Raw genomic sequence first — 26,338 nt, forward strand, 5'->3', positions numbered from 1 at the left:
TCATCAACTTCACAAATTAGAGTGATGTTTGCTCTATCGAAAGGTATTGAGGTTACTTGCCTTGGCGAGAGTTTTTTAAAGTGCTCAATACTGTGTTGTATGCGACATTCAATACTCGGGCGGTCTCCCTAACACCAGAGCTATTCATTGCCATATCTACAATTTTTTCTTTTACATCTGGCTTACGGGCTTCATAAACGTAATCGAGTTGAAAGCTCTTTCGACAGTCGAGACACCTGAAACGAGGAAAGCCAGAATGCCCCTTTCCATGCTTACGGACGGGCTCAGTTTTATTGCAGAAGCGACATTGAACTTGAATGGTAGCCATGAGTTAAAAACAATCAAAAATCAGGTGGCTATATTAACACATATCCACCGATTTGAGTCTCGACCGGACTGTATGGGGGTAAGTAATGAAGCTCTATACCTGCAATCAAGCATCTTCAATGATCACGAACATATGAATCTGTTTTCATTTATTTGCTGGCTCGGTAGTATCGTCAAATCCATATCATTACTGTTAGTTTGATCACGATATCAAATTATAACTCCCGATAATGTTGACGTTAACATTTTTAGGGTGTTTTATTTAAAACTGATAGATTTGAATATATTGACTATGAGTCATAAAAGTAACTCTTAACTAATTCTATAACTAATCATGTGGTCACTTGCATATTTGTTAGAAAGTGATGCTGTGATTATGTTGACTGAAATATAAGGATTATGCAATGGAACACTCAGTAGACACAATAAATATGCCTCTTAAAGGGAAAGTCGCGGCCATTACGGGATCAGCTGCTGGTATTGGTCTTGAATGCGCAAAAACACTACATAATGCTGGTGCAAAAGTGGTTTTGATAGACCGAGATATTGAAAAGCTAGAACGACATGTTTCAGATATGGGTGAGGGAGCTTACGCTCTTCCCCTTGATTTGATGGATGGGTCTGCGGTAAATGGCTTATTGGATAAAGTCCTCGAACTTGCTGGTGGACTCGATATTTTTCATGCTAACGCAGGGGCTTACGTTGGAGGTGCCGCTGCAGAAGGTGACCCTGATGCTTGGGATCAAGTACTAAATCTTAATATTAATGCTGCTTTTCGTTCTGTTCGTGCCGTGCTTCCCTATTTTATTGAACAAAAGTCGGGTGATGTCTTGTTTACAAGTTCAATAGCAGGAGTTGTTCCGGTTATCTGGGAACCTATTTACACCGCATCAAAATTTGCAGTTCAAGCATTTGTTCATACTACTCGACGTCAGGTAGCTCCCCATGGTGTGCGCGTTGGTGCTGTACTACCAGGACCCGTGGTTACTTCACTATTAGATGATTGGCCTAAAGCCAAAATGGAAGAAGCTTTGGCAAACGGCAGTTTAATGCAACCAATAGAAGTGGCTGAAGCTGTGCTATTTATGGTGACGCGTAATCCGAAAGTAACTGTGCGTGATCTGGTTATCCTACCTAACACCGTTGATTTATAAATTGGTATCAATGTGTCGATATTGATATTTCTTGTTTAAATCAAAATGTTAACGTCAACAAAAGGTTGAGTTATGAATAATACTGTTCCTGAAATGATGATGGCCATCATCAATCATGGCCCTAACGATTATCGTTTGGAAACTGTGCCTACACCGAAAGCAGGGCCCGGCGAATTATTGGTTAAAGTTGGTGCGTGTGGTATTTGTGCCAGTGATGTGAAATGCCATTCTGGCGCTCATATGTTTTGGGGAGAAAACCCTTGGGTTAAGCCCCCGGTGGTGCCTGGTCATGAGTTTTTTGGTAGCGTGGTTGACGTCGGAGATGGGGCCGACAAAAAGTGGAATGTTAGCATTGGTGATCGCGTTATTGCTGAGCAAATTATTCCATGTGGTGAGTGTATGTTCTGTAAGTCTGGCAATTACTGGATGTGTGAACCCCATGATATGTACGGCTTTCAGTCTCAGATTGCTGATGGTGGGATGGCTGAATACATGGTGTTTAAGCCTAATTCACGAGTTCACAAGATCCCTGACTCACTTTCGCTGGCGGATGCCGCAATCATTGAACCAATGGCTTGTTCTATTCATACTGTAAACCGTGCCGATATTGGTTTTAATGATGTGGTGGTTATTGCCGGAGCTGGCCCTTTAGGGTTGGGAATGGTCCAGGCAGCAAAGCTTAGAACACCAAAAATACTTGTTGTAATTGATTCATTGGATGATCGTTTAGAACTTTCTAAAACCTATGGTGCTGATGTTGTGATTAATCCACTGAAGCAAGATGCAATTGCGATGGTGAAAGAGCTCACTGGTGGTTATGGCTGTGATATCTATATTGAGGCAACAGGCTCACCGGTTGGTGTTACTCAGGGGTTAGAAATGATACGCAAACTAGGACGTTTTGTTGAGTTTAGCGTATTTGGAAAAGAAACTATGGCGGATTGGTCAATTATTGGTGATCGTAAAGAACTAGATATTCGTGGTGCTCACTTAGGACCATATTGCTACGAAACTGTTATTAATCTGTTTGAGCGTGGACTTATTACATCAAAGGGAATCGTAACTAACCAATATCCGCTGACAGATTGGGAAAATGCTTATGAAGTTGCTGCTAGTCCGAATTCGGTAAAAGTTCTTCTTATACCTTAGTTGGATATTCATTGTTTTTGATAATTTTGGGTTATCAATGGAGGCTGTTATTGTCATCCTCCATTTTTACCTTCAATTCAATAACTCAGCGTCGACGCGATTGACATGTGGACGCAGAACTTTCGTTAACAAAACGATATTATAATAACAATAAACGTCTATTCGTGCTAGTGAATGATATGAAGCAATGATGCACTGGGACTTGTGTAAATTACTCTTTCGTTGGGAGTTTGATATGTCACAAAAGAATGATATTGAAACAATTATTTCTGGTAATGCCATTCTAGGCATTGAGTTAGGGTCAACACGAATTAAAGCGGTTCTGATAAATCAGAAAAATCAACCAATTGTCAGTGGTGAGTATGGTTGGGAAAACCGTTATCAAGATGACAATTGGACTTATGATCTCGACGATGTCTGGAATGGAATTCAACAAGCTTATGAAGACTTAGTAAACCGTGTCTATGGAGAGCACTCAGTCCGATTAACCAAAGTGGCAGCGATTGGCGTCAGTGGTATGATGCACGGTTACTTGGCCTTTGATGAGCAAGAGAATTTGCTTACTCCATTTCGCACTTGGCGGAATAATTATACTTCTCAGGCTTCTAACGTATTAATGGAATTGTTTAACCACCCGACGCCACAACGTTGGAGTATCTCTCATCTTTATCAGGCGATATTAAATACAGAACCTCATGTGACGGATCTTGACTTCATAACCACCTTAGCTGGCTATGTTCACTGGCAATTGACCGGAAAGAAAGTACTTGGTATTGGGGACGCATCTGGCATGTTCCCAATAGATATAACGACGGGAAATTATTATGGCAATATGCTCAATAAATTTGACCAATTGGTAGCAGAGAAACAATATTCTTGGAAGATTTTTGACATTTTACCTAAACCGCTAAAAGCTGGACAAGAGGCTGGTCAGCTAACGAAAGCGGGCGCATTGAAAATTGATCCTTCGGGGCGATTACAAGCAGGCTGTTCTTTATGTCCGCCAGAAGGCGATGCAGGAACTGGTATGGTAGCAACAAATAGTGTTGCCGCCAATACAGGGAATGTGTCGGCGGGAACCTCTATATTTGCCATGTTAGTTCTTGAAGGAACGTTATCACAGGTTTATCCGGAGTTGGACTTGGTGACGACACCAGATGGTAAACTCGTTGCTATGGCACACTCCAATAATTGCACCTCGAATATTGATGCGTGGGTCTCTCTATTTAGAGAGTCGATGGTGGCGATGGGAATAGAAGTTGACATCAATAAACTGTACAGCTCGTTATATAATCAAGCGCTTTTGGGCGATAAAGATTGTGGTGGGCTCCTTGCTTATGGTTATACATCCGGTGAGCATATTACAGGGTTTGAGCAAGGGCGTCCGTTGTTTGTTTGCTCGACCAATAGTCGTTTTAATCTGGCGAACTTTATGCGAGTCAATCTTCAGTCATCATTTGGCGCGATGAAAATTGGTATTGATATGCTGGTTAAGCAAGAAGGTTTAAAATTAGAAAAAATAATGGCCCACGGTGGTTTGTTCAAAACACCAGGAGTTGCGCAAGCATTGTTGGCCGGTACACTAAATGCTCCCGTTGCGGTGATGGATACCGCTGGAGAAGGTGGGGCGTGGGGCATTGCATTGTTGGCATCTTATCGGGTCAACAATGTTCTAGGGGAAACACTTGCTGAATTTTTGAATGATAAAGTGTTTGCTCATGGTAATGAGAGTGTCATTGTTCCAACTGAAGCCGATGTGAATGGTGCTGAACAGTTTATGCAGCGCTATAAACGTGGGTTGGTTATCGAACAAGCGGCCGTTGACAATCTTGTGTGATTTTGTATATAGCTAAGCGTAATCAGGTAGTCTGATACAGTTTATGTTAGAAGACTACCCTGAAAGTAAAAAGCCCCCTATAAGGGGGCATCCCTGCGCTGCTAGTTTATCTTCAACTCTAACTGCGCCTCATATTATTGATCTTTCTTGTCTTGGTGCCTTACGTAACGCCTGATGATTTCTTCATTCACACCAACTGTGTCAACAAAGTATCCCCTTGCCCAAAAATAATTACCCCACAGTTTCTTTCTTATATGTGGGAACTTGTTAAACAAGCGGATTGCTGAACGCCCTTTCAATACTCCCATCAACGTTGATATCGAAACTTTTGGTGGAACTATCACAACCAAGTGAACGTGATCCGGCTGAACATTTAATTCCAAGACTTCACAATCTTTCATATTGCACAAAATATAGATTGAGCGATAAAGCTCTTTACCTACATTCCCTTTCAAGATCTTAAATCTGTATTTCGGTGTCCAAACTATGTGGTATTTGCAACGCCAATATACATGTGACGAACTTCTATCATCGCCCATGTTTTCAGTTTCCTCTTATTTATAGTGAATAAGAGGCTTACTTCTAGCATGGGCACTCATTCGGGCAATCGCCCCAAGGTTCAATCACCACTGCCCAAGGCGGTGGTTTAGGGATGACAATCAAATTCTCCATGTTAGAGTCACGACCGATTATTTTGCATTGCAATTTGCAAAATCACATCATGTACGCCTAAAGTTAAGTTGTAGATTCATGTAATGGACGAGTACATCATTGGCATTAATATTGCTGAAGAACAGATTTTCCCCTTCATGTGTTTATACCTAAATAACTTGAAGTTTCAGGTCGGCGGCAAGTAAGCTCATTCCAATGAGCATAGATAAACGGTGTGATTGGGGTAATCGGCCATAGCCAACACAGCTACAGTTTCAAAAATGCAAATATGTGATTTTTTAACATAGAGTGAAGGATGAGCTTGGAGTCTCAGTCATGGATATACATAGAAATGCTTATTACAGTTTAATTCACTATGGAATCAAAGAACTTATGATTGACCGTATTGGTCATTTTAATGAAGTCGAGTACCATCAATATCTTGGTTTCATTACAGGTAAAGATTCTTGTTTTTCAATGACAAATGAGGAACTTCTCATGACGGTCGCTAACCTTAAAAGTGAAGGTTATTTAGAAAATATCAAACATGACATCCCACAACTCGGACCTAGCGGCTGGGAAAGGTAATTTGTTTCGAATTGTCTCTTTCTATTTAGCTATGATGTACTTTTCGTTAGACTGTCACCAACGTCCCAACCCAAAGTGTTAATACTGATGAAACAACTGATTGATTTTATACCACTTATTATCTTTTTTGCTCTATTTAAAATGTACGACATTTACGTAGCAACAGGCGCATTAATTGTTGCTAGTGCCGTACAAATTGCTCTCACCTATGCGCTCTACAAGAAAGTAGAAAAAATGCAACTCATCACCTTTTTGATGGTGGCTGTATTTGGTGGAATGACGATTTTCCTACATGATGATAATTTCATCAAATGGAAAGTTACCATTGTCTACGTTGTCTTTGCTCTGGGTCTCACTATCACCCACATTATGGGTAAATCAGCAATCAAAGGGATGCTTGGCAAAGAATTATCTTTACCTAACCATGTTTGGGCGAAAATTAATTGGGCTTGGGTATTGTTTTTCAGCATCTGCGCTGTTTTAAATATCTATATCGCATACCGATTACCTTTAGATGTATGGGTAAACTTCAAGGTGTTCGGATTACTTGCCGCAACCTTCGCCTACACTCTACTCACTGGGGTGTTTATTTATAAACATTTACCTAAAGAAGATAAAGCGACAGAAACCAATCAATCTAAGGACAGCTAACTACTCATCCGAGGACTCTGAGGGTGTAAATCATGTCTTGTTTCGCTATAATCGACAGTTATTTCACAGCGACCATTTGGTCGCTGTTTCGTTTGTTGCGGATGTCTAAAAATGAATCAGGAAAATAACGCTCCTAGAGGTCAACTATTGCTGCGCACCCTTGCAATGCCAGCAGATACAAATGCCAATGGTGATATTTTTGGCGGATGGATCATGTCTCAGCTTGATTTGGCTGGCGCCATTCTAGCTAAAGAAATATCGAGTGGACGAGTAGTCACAGTTTCTGTATCCAGCATTACTTTTAAAAAGCCAGTAAAAGTCGGTGATGTTGTCTGCTGCTACGGTGAATGCACGAAAATTGGACGAACGTCGATGTCAGTAAACCTTGAAGTATGGGTGAAACCTATCAAGCAAGATAGTGTCGGCGATCGATTCCAAGTGTGCGAAGCCACTTTTAACTATGTCGCCATCGATGCAAATGGACGTCCACGAGCTATTAACCCGGGTAGCTGATCAAAAAATTGAGTTTGATTACTTTCAATCTCTATCGGTTTGAGTACATTAAGGCTTCGACTGAAAAATCAATCAATAAGGACATCAATATGTGGTACGTCATCTTCTCACAAGACGTGGAAAACTCTTTGGAAAAACGCATGAGTGTCCGACCGCAACATTTGGAGCGCTTACAAAAACTGCAAAATGAAGGCCGGTTGCTTACAGCTGGACCTATGCCTGCCATTGATTCTGATAATCCCGGAGAAGCAGGGTTTACTGGCTCAACCGTTATCGCTGATTTTACGTCTTTACAGCAAGCGCAAGCATGGGCTGACGCAGATCCCTATGTTGAGGCTGGAGTTTATCAACACGTTATCGTTAAGCCGTTTAAGAAAGTGTTTTAAAATGAAAAAATTCGCCTTTGTCGCCGCTATTATTACGTTAATGGCTGGCTGTAGCTCAAATGCTGACCAACAAGAACACCTAGAATTGTTAGCAAGTAACCGAGCCAGTGCCATCAGTAGTGAATTACCTTTAGAATTCGGTCCTCTTTCGGTTATGAGAGCAAATTCAAAAGGCAGCACTGTAGAAATTATGATGATTTATAATGCTGATCACCAAGGTGCTAAACCTATTGATCAAGTATTGGAAACGAGTATTAATACCTACTGCTCTGACTCTTTAACAAAGTCAAACCTTGATATCGGTTTAATTTACCGTATTAAAATCCGTAATAATCGTGGTCAGTTGATGATCGACCAGCCTATAACTAAAGAAAGCTGTACTGTCCAATAGAGATCATTTAACTGCACTCTTATTGCATAAGGCCTCATCTGAGGCCTTTATTAGATCAAAGAACTTATCAGTCGAAGGTTAGCTCTTTACGTAGTGCTTTGGCTGCCAGAACTAAATTGGTCAACGCTGCTTCAGTCTCAGGCCAGTTACGTGTCTTCAAACCACAATCTGGATTAACCCACAGACGCTCCGCTGGGATCTTCTCGGCCGCTTTTCGGACTAAACCCTCAATCCATTGCTGTGATGGGATATTCGGAGAGTGAATATCGTACACTCCTGGTCCTATTTCATTCGGGTAATTGAATTCTTCAAACGCTTTCAGCAGTTCCATATTAGAACGCGATGTTTCAATAGTAATTACATCGGCATCCAATGCTGCTACAGAGTCAATAATTTCATTAAATTCGCTGTAGCACATATGAGTGTGGATCTGTGTCTCTGGTTTCGCACTGGCGGCTGAGATTTTAAAGGCCTCCACCGCCCATTGTAAATACGCCTCATGGTCACGCTTTTTCAATGGCAAACCTTCTCGAATAGCAGGTTCATCAATTTGGATTATATTAATGCCCGCCTGTTGTAAATCTGCGACTTCATCACGCAACGCAAACGCTAACTGTTGAGTAATTTCCTTACGAGAAATATCTTCACGAGGGAATGTCCAGCACAAGATCGTTACTGGCCCTGTTAGCATGCCTTTCATCTGTTTAGACGTTAGCGACTGAGCATAAGTTGACCACTTAACGGTTATTGGCTTCTCTCGCTCTATATCTGTCACCACGATGGCTGGTTTAACACAACGAGAACCATAACTTTGAACCCACCCAAACTGAGTGGTTTGAAAGCCCGCAAGATTTTCAGCAAAATATTCCACCATATCGTTACGTTCAGCTTCACCGTGCACCAATACGTCTAAATCTAATGCCTCTTGGCGTTTTACAGCATCGGCAATGTGGCCTTTTAATGCCGCTACATATTCGCTTTCAGAAAGTTGACCTTGCCGATAAGCACTACGTTGGGTGCGAATTTCCGCTGTTTGAGGAAAAGAACCTATCGTTGTTGTTGGCAAAAATGGCAAACCAAGAACTTCTGCTTGGTGATGCGCACGCTCTGCATAAGGTGCGCTTCGCTCCGACAATGCAGAAGTAATACTATTTACGCGAGCTTGGACCTGAGGTTTGTTCACATGAGTTGCACTCTGACGCGCTACAATCGGCAAGCTATAGGTATCACAAGATAAAATAGCGGCTGGATCGCCATCTAATGCCTTGCCCAATAAAGCCACTTCCGTCACTTTTTGCTTAGCAAATGCGAACCAACTTTGAACCTCCGTTGGTAAGCTTTGCTCAAGATCTAAATCTATCGGACTATGTAATAGTGAGCATGAACTCGCAATCCATAATCGCTCACCCAACTGTTTTTTCACTGGCTGTAGACGAGCTAATAGCGCAGCAAGATTGGCTCGCCAAACATTTCGCCCATTTACAACCCCCAGCGAGAGTACCCAATCACTTGGCAACTTTTCGACTACAGCTTCAAGCTGTTCTGGAGCGGCGGAAAGGTCGATATGTAAGCCGTGAACCGGCAGCTCAACAATCTTATCAAGCGTATCAACCACCGAATCAAAATAGGTAGTTAATAACAATTTCACATCACCATTGATCACTTGGTAAGCCAGTTTTAGTGCATCTTGCCACTCTTTTTCTAACTCTAACGATAAAATCGGTTCGTCGATTTGCACCCATTCAACGCCTTGTTTAGCTAACTTGGTAAGAATGGTTTGGTATGCAGTTAACAAACGAGGTAATAAAGTGAGGCGATCAAACCCTTCTTCTATTTCTTTACCTAGATAAAGATAACTAAGTGGACCAAGCAACACCGGTTTCACTTGATGCCCGGCCTTCAACGCTTGATTGGTTTCTTCAAATAACTGTGGCCAACTGACACTAAACGTATCATCTTGGCTAAATTCGGGCACAATGTAGTGGTAATTCGTATTAAACCACTTGGTCATATCTGACGCTGCACTACCAGCACAGTCACAGCTTGCTTGCGATTGACCACGGCCAACGCGAAACAAAGTGTCTAAATCAGGAAAACCATTATTGTGGCGCTTAGGAACATGTCCGAGTAGCAATGTGGTGGTAAGCACATGATCATACCAAGCAAAATCCCCTACTGTTGTAAAACTAAGCCCAGCTTGCTGCTGTAGAGCCCAATTGTGCTGACGAATGGTGCTACCCACTTGTTTTAATTGATCTTGCGTGCTTTCTCCACGCCAATATTTTTCAAGCGCAAACTTGAGTTCACGTTTTTCACCAATACGCGGATAGCCTAAAATGTGTGTGGTTGTCGTCATCTTCCTAGCCCTTATTCTTTTGGTAGTGTTGAACTTCTATCTTGATAATTAAGAAGTCCAGATGGCTAAACTATCCACTTGAATGGGCCAGCGAACAACATCCAATTATTCAACATGTTCATTAAATAAATTCATGTTGTTTTCGACAACGTTAGGTTACCTCAAAATAAATAGCCATCTAGATGTTTACAGCTCCCTACATACAGCGTAAGTTAGTGCAATTAAAGCCATCTATTCCAAGAGATAATGAGGAAATAGTCACAATGATCGAACTTAAGCACTTGCGAACGTTAGCTTCGCTAAGAGATTCGGGTTCATTGACCTCGACCGCAACGTCTCTCCACTTAACACAATCAGCGCTTTCACATCAGATTAAAGATTTAGAGGCAAGAATTGGCGGGCAGTTGTTTTTACGCAAAACTCGTCCCGTAAAATTCACCTCGGAGGGAAAAATTTTACTCAAGCTTGCTGATGAAATTTTACCCAGAATGGCAAGAGCTGAAAACGAATTAGCGAGTCTGAAAGAAGACGTAAATGGGCGTTTGCACATGGCAATTGAGTGTCACTCTTGCTTCCAGTGGTTAATGCCAGCATTAAAGGAATATCAATTGGCTTGGCCAAGTGTCACGTTAGACTTTTCATCCGGCTTCGGTTTTGAACCCTTACCCGCTTTGCTAGCTGGAGAACTTGATCTTGTCATAACTTCCGATATTTTGCCTCGTTCCGAAGTCCACTACGAGCCCCTATTCGACTTCGAAATGCGTCTTATCACCTCAACCGCCCACCCTCTTGCAGAAAAAACGATCATCGAACCTAGCGATTTAGCCTCGCAAACCATGTTGACTTATCCGGTCCAAAAAAACCGCTTGGACGTCGTAAAACACTTTCTGCAACCCGCAGGCATTGAGCCGGCAAAATGGAAACAAGCTGATAACACATTGATGTTGGTACAAATGGTATCTGCAGGTTTAGGGGTATCCGCACTGCCTAATTGGGCAATCAGTGAATTTTCTAGGCAAGGACTGATCACCAGTAAGCCATTAGGTAACGGTTTATGGCGGCGGTTATTTGCAGCCACCCGTCATAGCGAAAAGGATAAACATTATCTGCAAGCTTTTTTCGTCACTGCTCGACAACAATGCAAAAGCCACCTTGATGGCATCAAGATGGCTTGATAGTTAAACAAAAATATTAACGTGGATAGGATTTGAATTGGTTAGTCAGTGGATCGTATTGGTAACCTAAGACATCTAGTTTACCAATAACACCTTCCACATCCATTTCGTACATACTGGCAAGTTCTTCAAAGCTATCGCACTCTAAGCGCAGTTTTTCATTCACAATGCCCAGTAAAATAACACTATCAAAGCGGCTGACGTTACTTAGGTCCATCACAAGCTCCTTTACCAAAGAGATAATGAAAGCCTAGTCGCAAAATCATCTGCAAAAAGTGACCAATATCTAGAGAATAAATAAACCTTGGAAACTTGTGCTTGCCGCTAACATAAACAGTAGGGCAATACCTAACTGGATTTTTTCTGCACTTTTTGAAAATAAAATATGCCAACACCAGGCGATAATTCCTGCGATCATCAAACCAAAACTGGTTAGCAAAGCCAATGTCGCTTGTGTTAACGCTTGATCATCTAAGCCATATGCTTTCGGTACAACACAAAGTGCAACCCCCATCGCACATAAAATGCCGATGATAGGAAGTAGTCGATGAAATGCTTGCAGACGCGTACGTGCAATCGTCAACAGTAGATGAGAAAAACATGCTCCAAGTAAACCCACTAATATCACATTGGCAACGGATGCTGGCCAATTCGCCTGCTCAGACACCAGAATGGCAACATAAGCTAATGACAACCCGTTAGCTAGATAAAGTACCCATAATGGGCCTTCATCACGTGTTTTCTTGGTTTGTACTTGAGAGTAAAAATAGAAAATGGCAAATACGACCATGAACGCTTCAATTTTAAGAGAAGCCACCGCGAGCCACAAAACGCCAATCGCTGGCAATAAGCGGTGAATACGCCCACGTTGCCCCGGACAAATCTCCCCTCTAACTAATACGAGAGTCAAGATAATTTGTGCGCCCAGTAACATCGGAGCAAAAACAGAAAGTAACGATTGAATCATGCTATATGGCCATTAAAATGTGTCTGGGCGCGATGATAGCAAATTTATTCAGCTGACTAGAAGTCAGTTCGTACTCAGATGCATCAAAACATCATCTGCCGTTATTATCCCTACATATCTTCCCTCTCGTACAAGCACCCAAGGAAAAGGGATTTTTTTCTTAATTAGGTGAGTAACCGTTGATAGTTCCGTCATAACATCTAATTGAGTGAAGGTTGTGCTCATTAGCTGATTGACAGGGCGCTTCCAAATAACGCTTTCTTTTGCATTTTCAAGTTCCGTGCCCATTGATGGACTCAAGTGTAAATTCAATGCGGCTTTATCGACTAAGCCCACACACTGCCCATTGTTGATAACAGGCAGTGAGTCGAGAGCCGTTGCTTGAACGTACTGATTAGCTAAGAAAATGGAATCACCAGGGTCTAGCCTAGGCACGTTTGAGCGAACCAAGAGCAATAATGTATTGGCCCTATCGCTTTCATCTTCAGTTGTATTAACCACATTCAAATGTGCTTTGTAACGATTCGCATGAGCAATATTTTCTAATGGTAACGGTTTAGAAAATAAATACCCTTGCAAGTAGTCAACACCGAGCATTCTTAACACTTTCATTTCTTGTTCGGTTTCCACCCCCTCGGCAACCACCTTAACACCTAGAGTATGAGAAAGGTCTGTAACCATTTTGACAATACTGTACTTACGAGTACCAACTGCAATATCCGTCACAAATTCCTTATCAATTTTTAATAAATCGAATTGGCGATCACTCAAATAAGTAAAGGAAGAGTAACCCGTGCCAAAGTCATCAATCGCTATAGATACACCTAACTTGCGCAATTCATTCATTGCGTCATAGGACTTCCCCCCGGCTTCTTGGCTCGAAAAATAGGCACTTTCCGTCAATTCCACCGTGATGTGTTTGGGGTTACAACCGCTACTTTTAATAATGGCTGCGGTGTTGTTTAGTATTGCATCTGAGCTTAGTGATGTATTCAAAGACCGGTTGATCGTTATTCCTGTCTCTGAACCGAATGCCTTTTGCAAAGTAGCTAAACTTCGCAGAGAGATCAAAGCCACTTCTTTATCCAATTGAGGAATGATATTGAGATCTTCAGCAATGGTGATCATTTCTTGCGTATCGAGCAGTTCTCCGGCTTCATTAGTAAAACGGCACAATGCTTCAAACTTAGCGATCTTGAGTGTTTTCGCGTCGACAATCGCTTGGTAATAGACAGTAATATCACCAGTAGCTATTTTTTTGGTCACTAAATCCTCCAACGCTTTTCGTCGTTGAAGCTGTTCATGAATACTACTTTGATAGAAATTAACCGATTTACCTTGGCCGCCATGCATCTCTAACATCGCTTGTATCGCATGTGAGACCATGTGTTTAGGGCTATTTGCATCTTGTCCAAACACTGAAACCCCAATCCGGCACTTAGAAATCATTTTAAATATTTGCGGTGGCATTTCATTTTTAATTTCATAGATAAACGCCTTAATTTCTGACGAAATCAGAGCACTTTGATTGGTATTCGCTTCACAGGTTGTTGCTAAGCAGACACCAAAAATATCAGCGCCTAAGTAGCCTGAAATACGCGCGGTCGCACTTCTGAGCAGCATATCTGAAAATAGTTTACGATCAGAATAGGCGAAATCCCCTTCAAATATAGGGTTTAAGGCCATCAAAATAATTAAACGATTGTGATTACCCACTTCGCAGATTTGATCGAGTAGAGAGATAAGCTTGCTCTTAGTAGGTAACTGAGTGTGGACATCGACCTCATCAATTTCGACTTGCGCCGTTACTTCTCTTTTTTGGGAAACATCCAACGTTAAACCAAGATAATAACTATCCTCACTTTCTAGTTGTATTTTCTGAACCGTTAGATCTCGTGGCGAAGCGTAACCTTTTTTATGGCGGTTTAAAACCACACCATTCCAATAACCTTTGGTTTCAATATCACTCCACATTTGTTTAAAAAAACTTGGCGAGTGTTTTCCAGCATTAAAAATATTGGTTTTACAACCGAGTAACTCTTGCTGCAAATAACCAGTTTGTTTTTCAAATAAAGTGTTACAAGCCAAAATACGTGTTTGGCTGTCAGAGATCACAATACCATGGTGTTGGTTATTGATAATACTTTGGAATAACCCCGCCACGCTGACTCGCGTTTTTTCACACAGCAAGATAGCCACAAGTCCACTTAATATACCGCGTTGCTCAAGGGATACAGAAAAACTGACAAAACAAAATGCATAGGACTGGGTAACTAGGCAACAAGAAAACTGGTTACTTTTTCCTGTTTTCAATACGTTAGTAAAGATTGCTTTAGCATGGGCGGCAATATCTTGCGTCATATAGTTCAAAATATCGTTGATCTTTTGCGGTACTGAATCATCAGGGAAAAGAGTGGCAAACATGTGTTTATCACAATCAAAATCTGAGTTATTAATGTTGAAAGACCACCACATTTGTCTATTCTGCAAACTAACGTCTACCATGGTCTGTATCCTTTCTGCATTTGCTATTTTCTATAATAAACTCCGTGAGTTAATGACAAGTATAGAACGTTATTATTCATATGATCTCATAATTTTAGTGTTTCGAATTGTGAAGTAGCTAGAACTGGCTAGTCTTGATCTTAATCGCTATAATGCCCGGCTAATAAATCAGAGGTCAAAATATGCACAGCAACATCACTCCTATTCATCAATATAAAAAATACTGGGCAGAGTGTTTTGGAATTGCGCCATTCTTGCCAACCAGTAGAAAAGAGATGGATGCGCTAGGATGGGACAGTTGTGACATCGTAATCGTCACTGGTGACGCATACGTTGATCATCCAAGTTTTGGCATGGCGATCATTGGCCGTCTATTGGAAGCGCAAGGCTTCCGTGTCGGTATCATCGCGCAGCCACAATGGCACAACAAAGACGCCTTTATGGCTCTGGGGAAACCAAACCTATTTTTTGGTATTACCGCCGGCAATATGGACTCGATGATCAACCGCTATACCTCTGACAAAAAATTACGTCATGATGATGCGTACACACCGAATAACGAGGGTGGTAAACGTCCAGACCGAGCAACGCTTGTCTATTCGCAGCGCTGCCGCGAAGCTTACAAAGAAGTACCGATTGTGCTTGGTGGAATTGAAGCGAGCTTACGACGCGTTGCGCATTACGATTACTGGTCGGATAAAGTGCGCCGTTCCGTCTTGTTTGACGCCAAAGCTGATATTCTACTGTTTGGTAATGCAGAACGTGCGTTAGTTGAAGTGGCACACCGCCTGGCCGATGGCGAGAACATCGCGAGCATGACTAATATTCGCGGCACGGCGGTTAACCTTGCCTCCGAGCCAGAAAATTACACCATTATTGATTCATCTCGTATTGAAAAACCGGGCAAAGCATTTGTACCGATAAACCCATACGCGGTGGAAACACAATGCGAAACCAATCAAGAAAAAGAAGCCGAAGCAAAACCAATCACGATTCGTCCTTCTCGTCATGATGCAGCCACGACAGCAGTACGTATACCTGCATTTGAAAAACTCAACAATGACCGTATTCTTTATGCCCACGCCAGCCGTGTACTGCATTTAGAAACCAATCCATATTCAGGCCGCGCATTAATACAGCGCCATGGAAACCGGGAACTGTGGGTTAACCAAGCGCCTATTCCACTCACCACTGAAGAGATGGATTACGTATTTGGTTTAACCTATGCCCGCGTACCTCACCCTATGTATGGAAAGGCGAAAATTCCGGCTTACGATATGATCAAAACCTCGGTCAATATCATGCGTGGTTGTTTTGGCGGTTGTTCATTCTGTTCTATCACCGAACATGAAGGGCGTATTATTCAAAACCGTTCTAAAGAATCAATTTTGAATGAAATGGAAGAGATACGCGATAAAGTGCCTGGCTTTACTGGAACCATTTCTGATTTGGGTGGACCAACGGCTAACATGTATCGTTTAGGTTGTAGTGACCCAAAAGCCGAGATGAACTGTCGCCGTCCGTCTTGTGTATTCCCGGGGATCTGTAACAAACTTAATACCGACCACAAACACACTATCGATTTATATCGCGAAGCGCGTAAAGTAAAAGGTATCAAAAAAGTGATGATTGCTTCTGGCGTACGCTATGACTTGGCAATTGAATCACCAGAATATGTCCGTGAGCTAGTGACGCATCACGTGGGGGGCTATCTAAAAATCGCTCCAGAGCACACCGAAAAGAACCCACTTGATCTAATGATGAAACCAGGCATGGGCACTTACGATCGCTTTAAAGAGATGTTTGAAAAATACAGCGCTGAAGCAGGTAAGAAGCAGTATCTGATCCCTTACTTTATCTCGGCTCACCCGGGCACTGAAGATGAAGATATGCTGAACTTAGCGTTATGGCTGAAATCTAATGACTTCGAATGTGACCAAGTTCAAAACTTCTACCCGTCACCTATGTGTAACGCGACGGCGATGTATTATTCAGAAACCAACCCGCTGAAACGTGTGAAGTATAAAAAGCGCGAAGAAGTGCCAGTGGCGAAAGGTGAACGTCAGCGCCGCTTGCATAAAGCATTATTACGCTACCATGACCCACTAAACTGGCCAATCATTCGTGAAGCTTTGATCAATATGGGTAAAAAACATTTGATTGGTGACCGACCTAACTGCCTAGTACCTGCTGAAGATCTGGATGCTCGTACACCAGCACAACGTCGTAAATCAGGTCGTCATGGTGCAAACCGTTTTGCCACCAAACACACTAAAACTCAGCCTGGCTTTGATGCACTAAATCCGCGTAAAGAAGCAGGAACTTCACCGAATAAACCACGCTCTAGTAGCACAGCAAACAACAAGAACAGTGCAGGGAAACGAGGTGGGAATAGCCAGATTTCGCGCCCGGGCTCTAAGAGCAAGCCGCAAAGAGGCTAGGTAATATTATCAGGCTAAGCTAACAATAAGGCTCCGACTGGAGCCTTATTGCTTTTCAAAAAACAGCGTTAACGTACCCACTTCGATGCCAAGCTTTTTAATCTTGGTTAAATTAAACACTCGCTTTTCATCTTGGCGGTATAACCAATCATCAAAGCTCACTGTCACCGTTGAATCACCATATGGCAGCGCAAAATCATATTTCCATTGCAATGCGTTACCTTGTTCTTTGCCTTTGGCCTGACCAATCACATCATCGGCATTGCCAACGTATTGATTAGTATCAGTACGCTGTATCGTCCAGATTCGCTGGCTATTTTCACCATCATCAAACACAAAATCCTCTATCAAGGTTAAAGTATCTCCCTCAACTTGACCTTGGATTTTGACCTCAAAACGCCGAGTTTGCTGACCAGTGTAATCTTGCACCATTCCCCAAGCTAAAATAGTCCCCGAGAAATACTCAAATAGATTAAATGTTGGTGTCTGATTGCGGTAATCGTCTAAATCCGCAGAACAGCCAGTCAGCAAAAACAGTATTAAACACAAAGTGTGCTTTAGTTGTTTCATCGATTCATTCCTATCAACTGATTTCGAAGCTTCGGATATTCACTATTAGGAGATAACCAAATAGATAAAAATGCATCATTGAGCGCTTCATCATCAATTTCACCAATCTGCTGCTCTGCACCTGTAACGGGGATGAAAACAAATTGTCCTAACCGCCCATCCGATATATAGACCAAGCGTTGGCCATCCGAAATATCGGGAAAAATAGTTTGTAACTGCGTTATCCAGCTTTGTACCTGACTATCTGAGTACCCTAGCTTTGTCCATTGCTCAGCGGTTGCTTTCAGCAATTGCGGTTGACTAATATCTCTTTGATAACGGATTTCAAGCGCAATGGGGTGTGGCGATACATCATCAGACTGCTGATAAACACCGAGCGGAGAACGTAGTTGTGAAGAATAGATATCCAGCCACAACCAAGAGAGGGTCGCTTGGCCAACCACTGGCCACGAATTCCAACTAGGTGTGGATGCTTGCGAAGTCGCTGCACTAGCGCTTGTGATTATGCATTGCAGAGTGATGGCGACTAGATAACGCTTTGTTTTTAAGCTGAACATCTCTGAATATCCTTAGCATCAATGTGCAAATCATGGTCCACTCGAGCCACAGAATCAGCAAAACTGGCAATGTCGGCAATCCAAATTGAGCCGCTCCAAGCCTTTGCGCAGCCCAGTAACAGAGGCACCCAGAAATACCTCCAATCATTGATACGAGAGCAGAAGGGAAACGGTTCACATATTGAACGATATAATAAGCGTACCAAGAGAACGCGAACCATAGTGCCATTAGCCATATAGGAAACTGAGAGCTTGGGAATACGATAACGTTGAACTTCATATTCAAAAAATCGATAGCGACACCCATAAAAGCTAAAATAATCACTCTTTCTAACGCGATACGCTGCTTAATGACGGTGTAGATCAAAGTGGTTAATACCAGACAAACCGTGACCCATTGCCATGCGTCAGTTCCTAGCACAGCGACCAGCCAAATAATTTGAAACCAAACCGATACTAACCACAGTTTTTTCATCATAGCGGCCTTTGTAGTGTCATATGCACCGTACTAATACTCTTAGCCAGAAAACCACCTTCGCAGTAGCAAAAATAGTAGCGCCACATACGAATAAATTTTTCATCGTAACCCAGTTGTCGAACTTGTTGCTCCTCTGCGTCAAATTGCTTACGCCACTCTTTTAAGGTTCTTGCATAATCTAAACCAATATCGAACAGATCACGCATCACCAAGTCACTATGTTTGGTCGCCGCTTGAGCAAGCACGGTTACCGATGGCAAGAACCCACCGGGGAAAATGTATTTTTGAATAAAGTCGACGTTGTTGCTGTAATAGTCATAACGCTGATCAGTGATGGTTATCGCTTGAATTGCCATTAAGCCTTGCGGTTTGAGTAGCGACTGACATTTTTTAATATAAGACGGTAAATACTCTTTACCGACCGCTTCAATCATTTCGATAGAGACCAACTTATCGTATTGACCTTCTAGTAGGCGGTAGTCTTGTTTGAGTAAAGTAATTTGATTCTCTAAACCATTCAAAGCAACCTGCTGTGCAGCATATTGGTATTGTTCTTCGGAAATAGTCGTCGTTGTCACGCGGCAACCGTAGGTCTTAGCCATGTAAATAGCCATAGCACCCCATCCGGTGCCAATTTCAATTACATGATCACGGCTAGTGAGTTGCAATTGCTGGCAAAGTCGTTCCATTTTATTGACCTGAGCTTGCTCTAAGCTCTCATCCTTAGATAAAAATAACGCGCTTGAATAAAGCATCTTTTCATCAAGAAAGGTGTGATAAAGCGAATTTCCCAAGTCGTAGTGGGCGTGGATATTTTCCCTCGCTTTATCAATCGAGTTGCGGTTAAACCAATGGGTTATTTTATAAAGCAACTTTGTGAAGATGCTGCTTTTCGCTTCAATGCCATCTAACGCGGAAAGGTTTCGCGCCATTAATTCCATCAACGTGGTCAAGTTTGGACTTTCCCACCAACCATCCATATACGCTTCACCAGCAGCAATGCTGCCCCCCTTTAGAAGACGGGCATAAAAATGAGGATCTCGGACTTCAATACTAGCATTAGGTTCACCCTCTCTTGGCGTGCCGAATGTTTCTCTTGCTGTCGCAGAACCATCAGTAAACGATTCAATGATGGTCAGTGTTCCAACTTCTAAACGTTGCAGACATTTTAAAGTGATGCTGCGTGCACTCTTTTGCAAACTCGTTAGTTGCTTGGGCAACTCTAAAGATTCTGAATTCTGCATTGAGCGTTCTCCTTATTGTTCTTTCTGTTTTGACGACGATTCAGATGCTGATGATTGATTCGCTTCAACTGACGGTGGGTGAGAATAAAAAGGTGCACCTTTCAGCCAAAGTTTTAAAGCATGCCAATAAATACCTATAGTCACTTTTACTGCCATTACCGGTGTTTTGATCAATAACTTAAGTAAATTTTTTGAATTAAAACTTTGCTCTTTCATCGCCAGCGTTGCATCGAATTCTTTATCATTACGATGACACTCCAAATGCACCATTAATGAAGAAGTTAACGGCTTCAGTTTCCATACGTATTGTTGCTCAATCGGGTTAAATGGAGAGACATGGAAGGCTTTGTCATGCTGCCAATTGCAACCTTGCTCACCGGCTTCTGCTTGAATTGCGTAGTAATGACGTTCATTCCATGGGGTATTACTCACTTCGGCCAATAAGTAGCGCCACTGGCCGTCATTATCATAAAGATAGTAGAAATTGACCGGACTGAAATAAATGCCTAGGTAACGAAGATGACAAACCGCCAGCACTTTACCGCAGACTCTTTCACCGGTGAGCTCAAAGACTTTATCTTGCACGCTTTGCTTTAACTCACCGCTTCCCAAATAGTCTTGACGATGAAATCGTGCCCAATGCCACCACTTATCACCAAAGCCCCAGACGTTTTTAGTCAGTTGTGGCAACTCATCGAGATCAATACAAGCCATAAATAACGGGTAATTGAGCGCATGCTCCACAGGGGTAAAGCGTCGATGGCGAACCGTTCCCACCATTAAGCGACTTTGCATAGCTTCATCTTCCATCACCATCGTTATGCGGCACCCTTGATTTGAGCGATTTGCGATTCAAGCTTAGTAACAACATCTAACGCACTTTTCACGCCATCTTCATGGAATCCGTTATGCCAATAGGCCCCACAGTACCACGTGTTATTGACACCGCTTACTTCGGCTTTTCTCTGTTGTGCTGCTATCGACTCGGTAGTGAAAACGGGGTGATGATACGTAAATTGGCGCAGTATTTTGCTCGGCTCAATCCGATTGGTGCTATTTAATGAAACACAAAAAGTATGTTTACTATCAATATGTTGTAAGATGTTCATGTTGTACGTCAGTGCCGGCAAACGGGATTCTTCAACTTCACTGCCATCCAACCAGTAATTCCAAGAAGCCCATGCGGCCTTGCGCTTCGGCAATAGGTTTGCATCGGTATGTAAAACAACCTCATTAGCTTGGTACTGCATTGCCCCTAGCACTGACAGTTCGGCTTCAGATGGCTGCGCCAACAGACGCAATGCTTGATCACTGTGACAAGCAAAAATAACGTGGTCGAACAGTTCAACGCTGCCATTAACCGTAATCTCAACACCTGATGGCGTGCGATTTACCAAAGTGACTGGACTATCAAGGCGAATTTTATCTTTAAAACCTTGGGTAAGCGGATCAATATAAGCACGAGATCCGCCTGCAATCACATACCACTGTGGGCGATTAGTGATGTCCAATAAACCATGATTAAGGAAGAAACGTAAGAAGAAGCTCAATGGAAATGCACGCATATCCGCTAATGACGACGACCAAATTGCCGCGCCCATAGGCAGGATATAGTTCTCACAAAAATAGTCAGAAAACTGATATTGATTAAGAAAATCGCCCAAGGTCTGCATCGATTGGTGTGCATTTTCAGCTTGCTCTTTAGCCAGACCATTGAAGCGGATTATCTCAAAAATAAAGCGATAGAACTTAGGATTAACCCAATTACGCTTTTGCGCGAATAAGCTTGTTGCCGTGTGCCCATTATATTCCAGACCATTATCATCATTGCGCACACTAAAACTCATTTGAGTCGGTAGGCCTTGCACTCCAATGTCGTTCATCATCTGAATAAAATTAGGGTAGGTTCTGTCATTGTAAACAATAAAACCAGTGTCTATCGCGTAATGCTGACCTTCTACCTCAACGTCAACCGTTGCGGTATGGCCACCAATATAGTGATTTGCCTCAAACAGGGTGACATCGTGTTGTTGATATAAATGGTAGCCGCAGGTTAATCCTGAAATTCCTGTACCAATAATGGCTATTTTCATAACTAAACTCCTTTGTTACGGCCCATTAAGAACGATTCAATAATGCCGAGACTAACTTACCTTGCCACGCATATGGCAATGAACCGATGACGCGCAAAATTGACGTAAAACGCGCCGGAAAATAGATGTTGGATTTGTCTTTCGCTAAACCTTGGCGAATCGCCTGAGACGCATATTCAGTGGAAACCATCATCGGCATAGAAAATGTGTTTTTATCGGTCAATGGGGTTGAAACGAAACCGGGAAATATTGTGCTGACAGCGATACCTTTAGCCTGCCAATCTAGTGCTAAAGTTCGAGCTAAATAACTCACAGCGGCTTTGGAAGCACCATACGCCTCTGCTCTCGGTAGCGCGATTTCACTCGCGATAGAACTGACAATGGCAAGGCGGTGACCTTGGACTAAGTGATGCTGAAGACCTTCAATACAGTTAGCTAAACCAATAACATTGATGTTAATGACCCTAGCAAACAATGCTGCATCCATCTTGCCATCGTCTATATACTCACAGTCTCCGGCGTTTAACACCCATAGCGAAGGTACAAAGGGTAAGTCATCCAATACTGTTTTGGTCTGAGCTGCATCGGTAATATCAAACGCTAATGGGAAAATTTGTTGCGGATGAGCATGTTGTAGCGCTTGTAATGTTTGGTGGTTGCGTCCACAAGCAATGACCTGCCACCCATCTTTGGCATAATCAACGGCAAGTTGATAACCAATTCCTGACGTCGCCCCTGTAATCAATACCGCGTTCATTGCCCTAGCCTCTGTTTTACCGCACGAATAACACTTCCGAGTAGTGGTAAGTTTTCGTAAAGCATTTCTCCAAGATCAAAATAGTCTCGATGGTAAATTACTTTGCCATCTTGAAATTTTAGGTGACTCATTCCTTGAACATGAATAAGAGAGCCTTTTCCTAACTTGGGGTGCTGCAAGGCCATAGTCCATGTGAGGAAACCTGAATTTCCCATTTGCTGCTGCTCATGAATGGTAAAATCACAACGAGTCACATTTTGGTAAAGGTTATGGAAATATTCGGAAAGCGAAACCTTACCTTCAAGGCGATGAGCAGCATCTTCAAACACAACATCATTGTGATAGACCTCATCAAGTAAATGAAGATTCGCTTTATTGAGTTTCTGATAAACCTCACTGACCGACTGAACATCCATTTGTCTTACACCTCAAAAGTTATACAAAAAGATAACATGTACAAAATAGTACAACCCGCAAAGTTATACAAAAAATACTTTGTATAACTGAGCTTCTGTTCGGTAAATACGTAAACAGTTGCGAATTAGATCAAAAATATCATTTAAAAACCAAACTGTTACTTATCGGTAATGCTTTGGGATAGGCATAAAAAAGGCCAACGTCGAAACATTGGCCTTTATCATTATTCGTTGATTACACTAACTATTAAGAGTTTCGTAGCGCTGCAATACGCTTATCAAGCGGTGGGTGGCTCATCAACAACTCGGTCATTGAACGCTTACCGTTAATTCCAAATGCCATCATTGAGCCTTCTAACTGCGACTCCTGACCCATTTTCAAACGCTCCAACGCCGCGATCATTTTGTGCTTACCCACGAGGCTTGCAGCACCGGCATCAGCATGAAACTCACGATGACGGCTGTACCACATGGTAATAAAGCTTGCTAGGAAACCAAAGACTAGCTCTAAAACCATCGATACCCCGAAATAAATAATCATATTGCTGCCACCTTCGCCTTCCTCCGAATCACGAGAAGCAACAATATTAGCGATAAAACGTGACAAGAAAATCACAAAGGTATTCACGACACCTTGCATTAGCGTCATGGTTACCATGTCACCATTAGCAATGTGGCTAACTTCATGGGCCAGTACCGCTTCAGCTTCATCTCGCGTCATGCTATGCAATAAGCCTGTTGAAACCGCCACCAGCGAGTCATTACGCTTTGCCCCCGTTGCAAAAGCGTTAATATCTGGTGAGTCATAAATCGCAACTGTCGGTATACCAATACCCGCTTGTGAGGCTTGGCGACTTACGGTTGCAAGCAACCAATGTTCTGTTTCATTACGTGGGCTCTCAATCACCATTCCGCCAACAGAACGTAATGCCATGCTCTTTGACATCAATAATGAAATGAATGACCCACCGAAACCAAACACGGCCGCCATGATGAGTAAGCCAGATAGACTTCCAGCCTGCATACCTGTGACAGCATAAACAATATTTAGCACAACGCTAAGAACCAGCACCACCGCAAGGTTGGTCGCTAGAAATAACATGACTCGCTTCATTACTTTTCTCCGAATGGAACGCTTATTATGTGGCTCAGACAGTCAGCGACGCTAACATTCACCTCAGCCGTTTTTCATACATATATAGTCTAGGATTTGGAAAACAAGGTTAAGTGATAAATTGAAACATTTAATGTCTAACCCATCCACTAGATAAATACTACCAACCCTATTGATATCAAGTATAGAAATAAGAGTGAGCAAGTTACGACAAAGATTTTGTGTTCATTAAGACTTTGGTCGTATTGAGCGCAGAGATTAAAACGACTACATTGCTGGCAGAATATTGATTTCCCCCATGCATAAGGAATTCATCATGGCTGAAACTAACAACTATCAAATGGCGATTGATTTACTGTGCTGCCACCTAGGTATTTCAGAAGAAGAAGCTAAGCAACAATTGGGACTTGGCAGTGCTTCAACTGTGCAGCAACACATTACCGACACTTACCAGGCTTTGATGGGATTGTCGCAAGAAAAATAATAGGAAGATTAAAAACAAAGGGCTGCGAATCTGCAGCCCTTTTGTATTACCTGTTTATTTAGATAGCAACGGTTCGACATTAATGTACTTACCAAGATCTTGACGTTTAGCACTTGGTACATAAGGAATTTCACCCAGCTTAGGAGCGTCGATACGCTCTTGCAACATCTCAATAATATCAGCGTAATGCTCTGTCCCTGGGTTGACTCGGTTTGCTATCCATCCGACTAAATTCAAACCGTCAGCTTTGATACTTTCAACCGTGAGCAATGCGTGACTCAAGCAACCAAGTTTAATACCTACCACCAACACGACAGGTAATTGTTCTTGCTTAACCCATGTCGAGAGGCAGTCAGTGTCTGACACTGGCACTCGCCAGCCCCCCGCACCTTCAACTAAAACAATATCCGAATTTGCTTTATGCTTGGCTAATTTTTCACTCAGAAGCGCATAGTCAATCTCGATGTTTTCGTGCTTTGCCGCAATATGTGGTGATGCAGGTAACTCAAGAGCATATGGGTTCACATCCCCATATGCCATTTCTTTAGTCGCCACTTTCATCAAATGCAATGCATCTGAATTACGAAAACCAAATTCTGTTTTATCGCTGCCTGCGGCAACCGGTTTGTAACCAATAGTCGCTAAGTCCTTGGCGGCTAATGCTTGTAATACCGCTTTTGAAGCGACTGTTTTTCCAACGTCGGTGTCCGTACCCGCAATAAAAAATGCATCAATCATCGATGTATAACCCCTAAACAAACCTGATAAGTTGCAGGTAGAAGACCTTGATGGTTTTGAAATGCTTGGTATGCCTGTTCCACTTGGAGCAAAATGTATCGACTCTTTAGGCCTGGTGAGCGTCCACTTACGTGATTCGCACCAATACCTTTGAGATCTTTCATTAAAGAAAATGCTTTGTCATACCAAACTGTGATCAAGGGTAAGTCTAATTGATACTGATGACAGTGAGATTGCGCTAACGCAATTTTTACCTGATTGAAGGTAATGAAATCATTGACGTGTTGATATGTATCAATTTTCATCCACGCTTGTTTAAGCTCAAACAGTGAGCCATCAAGCAACGTAGAAAAATACGCCACGCCTGACGTCTTAAGCACACGGCGTATTTCATCTAACGGCTTTGATAAGTCATCACACCACTGCAAGGCTAAACTTGAGAAAACATAATCAATACTATGGGCTTTAAACGGCAAGCATTCAGCGTCAGCTTGAAAATATACCACCCCGTCATCACCACATCGTTTTTTGGCTTGAACCAACATCTCTACCGAAAGATCAACGCAAAGAAGGTTTGCCCCTCTTTGGCGTAATAGCTCAGAAAAATAGCCGGTACCACAGCCCAAGTCTAAGACCGTTTTGCCTGTTAAGTCTTGAGGCATTTTATCCAATAAGCGCTGCCCAACATCACGTTGAAACGCGGCATGCACATCGTAGCGTTTAGCGGCTTTACCAAACGCCTGAGCGACTGCCATTTTGTCTGTTGTCTGATTAGTTTCTGGTTTTGAGCCGGCTT

27 protein-coding genes and 1 pseudogene are annotated in these 26,338 nt (G+C 42.4%); 11 read left to right on the forward strand and 17 right to left on the reverse strand.

Annotated elements, in window-relative coordinates:
- Positions 1–328: pseudogene (locus AACW06_RS08150) on the reverse strand (IS1 family transposase); the annotation flags it as partial.
- Positions 329–731: 403 nt separating this feature from the next.
- On the opposite strand from AACW06_RS08150, the gene AACW06_RS08155 reads away from it, so the two are divergent.
- The 3 genes from AACW06_RS08155 (at position 732) to AACW06_RS08165 (ending at position 4,467) form a co-directional block, all read left to right on the forward strand.
- Entirely contained in the window at positions 732–1,481 is a 750-nt protein-coding gene (locus AACW06_RS08155) for an SDR family oxidoreductase (RefSeq protein WP_192074688.1), read from the forward strand.
- A 72-nt stretch (positions 1,482–1,553) separates the two neighbouring features.
- The gene (locus tag AACW06_RS08160) at positions 1,554–2,630 is read left to right on the forward strand and encodes an alcohol dehydrogenase catalytic domain-containing protein (protein ID WP_192074689.1); all 1,077 of its coding nucleotides are present in this window, start codon (positions 1,554–1,556) and stop codon (positions 2,628–2,630) included.
- Between the two features lie 235 nt (positions 2,631–2,865).
- The gene (locus tag AACW06_RS08165) at positions 2,866–4,467 is read left to right on the forward strand and encodes a xylulokinase (protein WP_192074690.1); all 1,602 of its coding nucleotides are present in this window, start codon (positions 2,866–2,868) and stop codon (positions 4,465–4,467) included.
- A 134-nt stretch (positions 4,468–4,601) separates the two neighbouring features.
- Here the strand turns inward: AACW06_RS08165 and tnpA are convergent, their stop codons facing one another.
- Positions 4,602–5,006 carry an IS200/IS605 family transposase gene (gene tnpA / locus AACW06_RS08170; RefSeq protein ID WP_192074691.1) on the reverse strand — a complete coding sequence of 135 codons (405 nt, stop codon included), beginning with the start codon at positions 5,004–5,006 and terminating at the stop codon, positions 4,602–4,604.
- 448 nt (positions 5,007–5,454) lie between these two features.
- Here tnpA and AACW06_RS08175 point away from each other — a divergent pair, with 448 nt between their 5' ends.
- The 5 genes from AACW06_RS08175 to AACW06_RS08195 all read left to right on the forward strand — a co-directional run bounded on the left by AACW06_RS08175 (position 5,455) and on the right by AACW06_RS08195 (position 7,647).
- Positions 5,455–5,706 (forward strand): hypothetical protein, encoded by a 252-nt coding sequence (locus tag AACW06_RS08175; RefSeq protein WP_192074692.1) that lies wholly within the window; start codon positions 5,455–5,457, stop codon positions 5,704–5,706.
- Between the two features lie 87 nt (positions 5,707–5,793).
- A complete protein-coding gene (locus AACW06_RS08180; protein WP_192074693.1) occupies positions 5,794–6,357 on the forward strand; it encodes a septation protein A in 564 nt (187 codons plus the stop codon).
- 111 nt (positions 6,358–6,468) lie between these two features.
- Entirely contained in the window at positions 6,469–6,870 is a 402-nt protein-coding gene (yciA, locus tag AACW06_RS08185) for an acyl-CoA thioester hydrolase YciA (RefSeq protein ID WP_053309309.1), read from the forward strand.
- 89 nt (positions 6,871–6,959) lie between these two features.
- Entirely contained in the window at positions 6,960–7,256 is a 297-nt protein-coding gene (locus AACW06_RS08190; RefSeq protein ID WP_053309308.1) for a YciI family protein, read from the forward strand.
- A 1-nt stretch (position 7,257) separates the two neighbouring features.
- The gene (locus tag AACW06_RS08195; RefSeq protein WP_192074694.1) at positions 7,258–7,647 is read left to right on the forward strand and encodes a GspS/AspS pilotin family protein; all 390 of its coding nucleotides are present in this window, start codon (positions 7,258–7,260) and stop codon (positions 7,645–7,647) included.
- A 67-nt stretch (positions 7,648–7,714) separates the two neighbouring features.
- Here the strand turns inward: AACW06_RS08195 and metE are convergent, their stop codons facing one another.
- On the reverse strand, positions 7,715–10,003 hold the full coding sequence (metE, locus tag AACW06_RS08200; protein WP_192074695.1) for a 5-methyltetrahydropteroyltriglutamate--homocysteine S-methyltransferase: 2,289 nt from the start codon (positions 10,001–10,003) through the stop codon (positions 7,715–7,717).
- A gap of 263 nt (positions 10,004–10,266) precedes the next feature.
- Between metE and metR the strand changes: the two genes are divergently transcribed.
- The gene (gene metR / locus AACW06_RS08205; RefSeq protein ID WP_192074696.1) at positions 10,267–11,178 is read left to right on the forward strand and encodes an HTH-type transcriptional regulator MetR; all 912 of its coding nucleotides are present in this window, start codon (positions 10,267–10,269) and stop codon (positions 11,176–11,178) included.
- 16 nt (positions 11,179–11,194) lie between these two features.
- Here metR and AACW06_RS08210 read toward each other — a convergent pair whose 3' ends face one another.
- From AACW06_RS08210 to AACW06_RS08220, 3 genes are all read right to left on the reverse strand, one after another.
- Entirely contained in the window at positions 11,195–11,395 is a 201-nt protein-coding gene (locus tag AACW06_RS08210) for a DUF4250 domain-containing protein (RefSeq protein ID WP_053309304.1), read from the reverse strand.
- A 69-nt stretch (positions 11,396–11,464) separates the two neighbouring features.
- Positions 11,465–12,145, reverse strand: coding sequence for a hypothetical protein (locus tag AACW06_RS08215; RefSeq protein ID WP_192074697.1), 681 nt, complete (start codon positions 12,143–12,145; stop codon positions 11,465–11,467).
- Positions 12,146–12,208: 63 nt separating this feature from the next.
- Positions 12,209–14,650, reverse strand: a complete 2,442-nt coding sequence (locus AACW06_RS08220) for an EAL domain-containing protein (protein ID WP_192074698.1) — start codon at positions 14,648–14,650, stop codon at positions 12,209–12,211.
- 182 nt (positions 14,651–14,832) lie between these two features.
- Between AACW06_RS08220 and AACW06_RS08225 the strand changes: the two genes are divergently transcribed.
- Positions 14,833–17,091, forward strand: a complete 2,259-nt coding sequence (locus AACW06_RS08225) for a YgiQ family radical SAM protein (RefSeq protein WP_192074699.1) — start codon at positions 14,833–14,835, stop codon at positions 17,089–17,091.
- Between the two features lie 45 nt (positions 17,092–17,136).
- Here AACW06_RS08225 and AACW06_RS08230 read toward each other — a convergent pair whose 3' ends face one another.
- The 9 genes from AACW06_RS08230 to htpX form a co-directional block, all read right to left on the reverse strand.
- On the reverse strand, positions 17,137–17,661 hold the full coding sequence (locus AACW06_RS08230; protein WP_192074700.1) for a DUF3833 domain-containing protein: 525 nt from the start codon (positions 17,659–17,661) through the stop codon (positions 17,137–17,139).
- Positions 17,658–18,218: a chalcone isomerase family protein gene (locus AACW06_RS08235; RefSeq protein WP_192074701.1), complete on the reverse strand. Its 561-nt coding sequence runs from the start codon at positions 18,216–18,218 to the stop codon at positions 17,658–17,660. The genes AACW06_RS08230 and AACW06_RS08235 overlap by 4 nt, the downstream gene beginning before the upstream one ends.
- Entirely contained in the window at positions 18,151–18,696 is a 546-nt protein-coding gene (locus tag AACW06_RS08240; protein WP_192074702.1) for a DUF2878 domain-containing protein, read from the reverse strand. The genes AACW06_RS08235 and AACW06_RS08240 overlap by 68 nt, the downstream gene beginning before the upstream one ends.
- Positions 18,693–19,940, reverse strand: a complete 1,248-nt coding sequence (locus AACW06_RS08245; protein WP_192074703.1) for an SAM-dependent methyltransferase — start codon at positions 19,938–19,940, stop codon at positions 18,693–18,695. Before AACW06_RS08245 ends, AACW06_RS08240 begins: the two co-directional genes overlap by 4 nt.
- Positions 19,941–19,952: 12 nt before the next feature.
- Positions 19,953–20,735, reverse strand: a complete 783-nt coding sequence (locus AACW06_RS08250; protein ID WP_053309428.1) for a DUF1365 domain-containing protein — start codon at positions 20,733–20,735, stop codon at positions 19,953–19,955.
- Between the two features lie 23 nt (positions 20,736–20,758).
- A complete protein-coding gene (locus tag AACW06_RS08255; RefSeq protein WP_192074704.1) occupies positions 20,759–22,033 on the reverse strand; it encodes an NAD(P)/FAD-dependent oxidoreductase in 1,275 nt (424 codons plus the stop codon).
- Positions 22,034–22,058: 25 nt separating this feature from the next.
- Entirely contained in the window at positions 22,059–22,790 is a 732-nt protein-coding gene (locus tag AACW06_RS08260) for an SDR family oxidoreductase (protein WP_192074705.1), read from the reverse strand.
- The gene (locus AACW06_RS08265) at positions 22,787–23,206 is read right to left on the reverse strand and encodes a nuclear transport factor 2 family protein (RefSeq protein ID WP_192074706.1); all 420 of its coding nucleotides are present in this window, start codon (positions 23,204–23,206) and stop codon (positions 22,787–22,789) included. Before AACW06_RS08265 ends, AACW06_RS08260 begins: the two co-directional genes overlap by 4 nt.
- Before the next feature lie 247 nt (positions 23,207–23,453).
- Positions 23,454–24,320: a protease HtpX gene (gene htpX / locus AACW06_RS08270; protein WP_192074707.1), complete on the reverse strand. Its 867-nt coding sequence runs from the start codon at positions 24,318–24,320 to the stop codon at positions 23,454–23,456.
- A 316-nt stretch (positions 24,321–24,636) separates the two neighbouring features.
- Between htpX and AACW06_RS08275 the strand changes: the two genes are divergently transcribed.
- Entirely contained in the window at positions 24,637–24,804 is a 168-nt protein-coding gene (locus tag AACW06_RS08275; RefSeq protein ID WP_168521717.1) for a hypothetical protein, read from the forward strand.
- Positions 24,805–24,858: 54 nt separating this feature from the next.
- Here AACW06_RS08275 and bioD read toward each other — a convergent pair whose 3' ends face one another.
- Positions 24,859–25,542 carry a dethiobiotin synthase gene (gene bioD, locus AACW06_RS08280; protein ID WP_192074708.1) on the reverse strand — a complete coding sequence of 228 codons (684 nt, stop codon included), beginning with the start codon at positions 25,540–25,542 and terminating at the stop codon, positions 24,859–24,861.
- Positions 25,539–26,297, reverse strand: a complete 759-nt coding sequence (gene bioC / locus AACW06_RS08285) for a malonyl-ACP O-methyltransferase BioC (protein WP_238336662.1) — start codon at positions 26,295–26,297, stop codon at positions 25,539–25,541. The genes bioD and bioC overlap by 4 nt, the downstream gene beginning before the upstream one ends.
- Positions 26,298–26,338: the final 41 nt, after the last annotated feature.

It is taken from the genome of Vibrio sp. S12_S33 (assembly GCF_963889785.1).
Taxonomy (GTDB): Bacteria; Pseudomonadota; Gammaproteobacteria; order Enterobacterales; family Vibrionaceae; genus Vibrio; species Vibrio aestuarianus.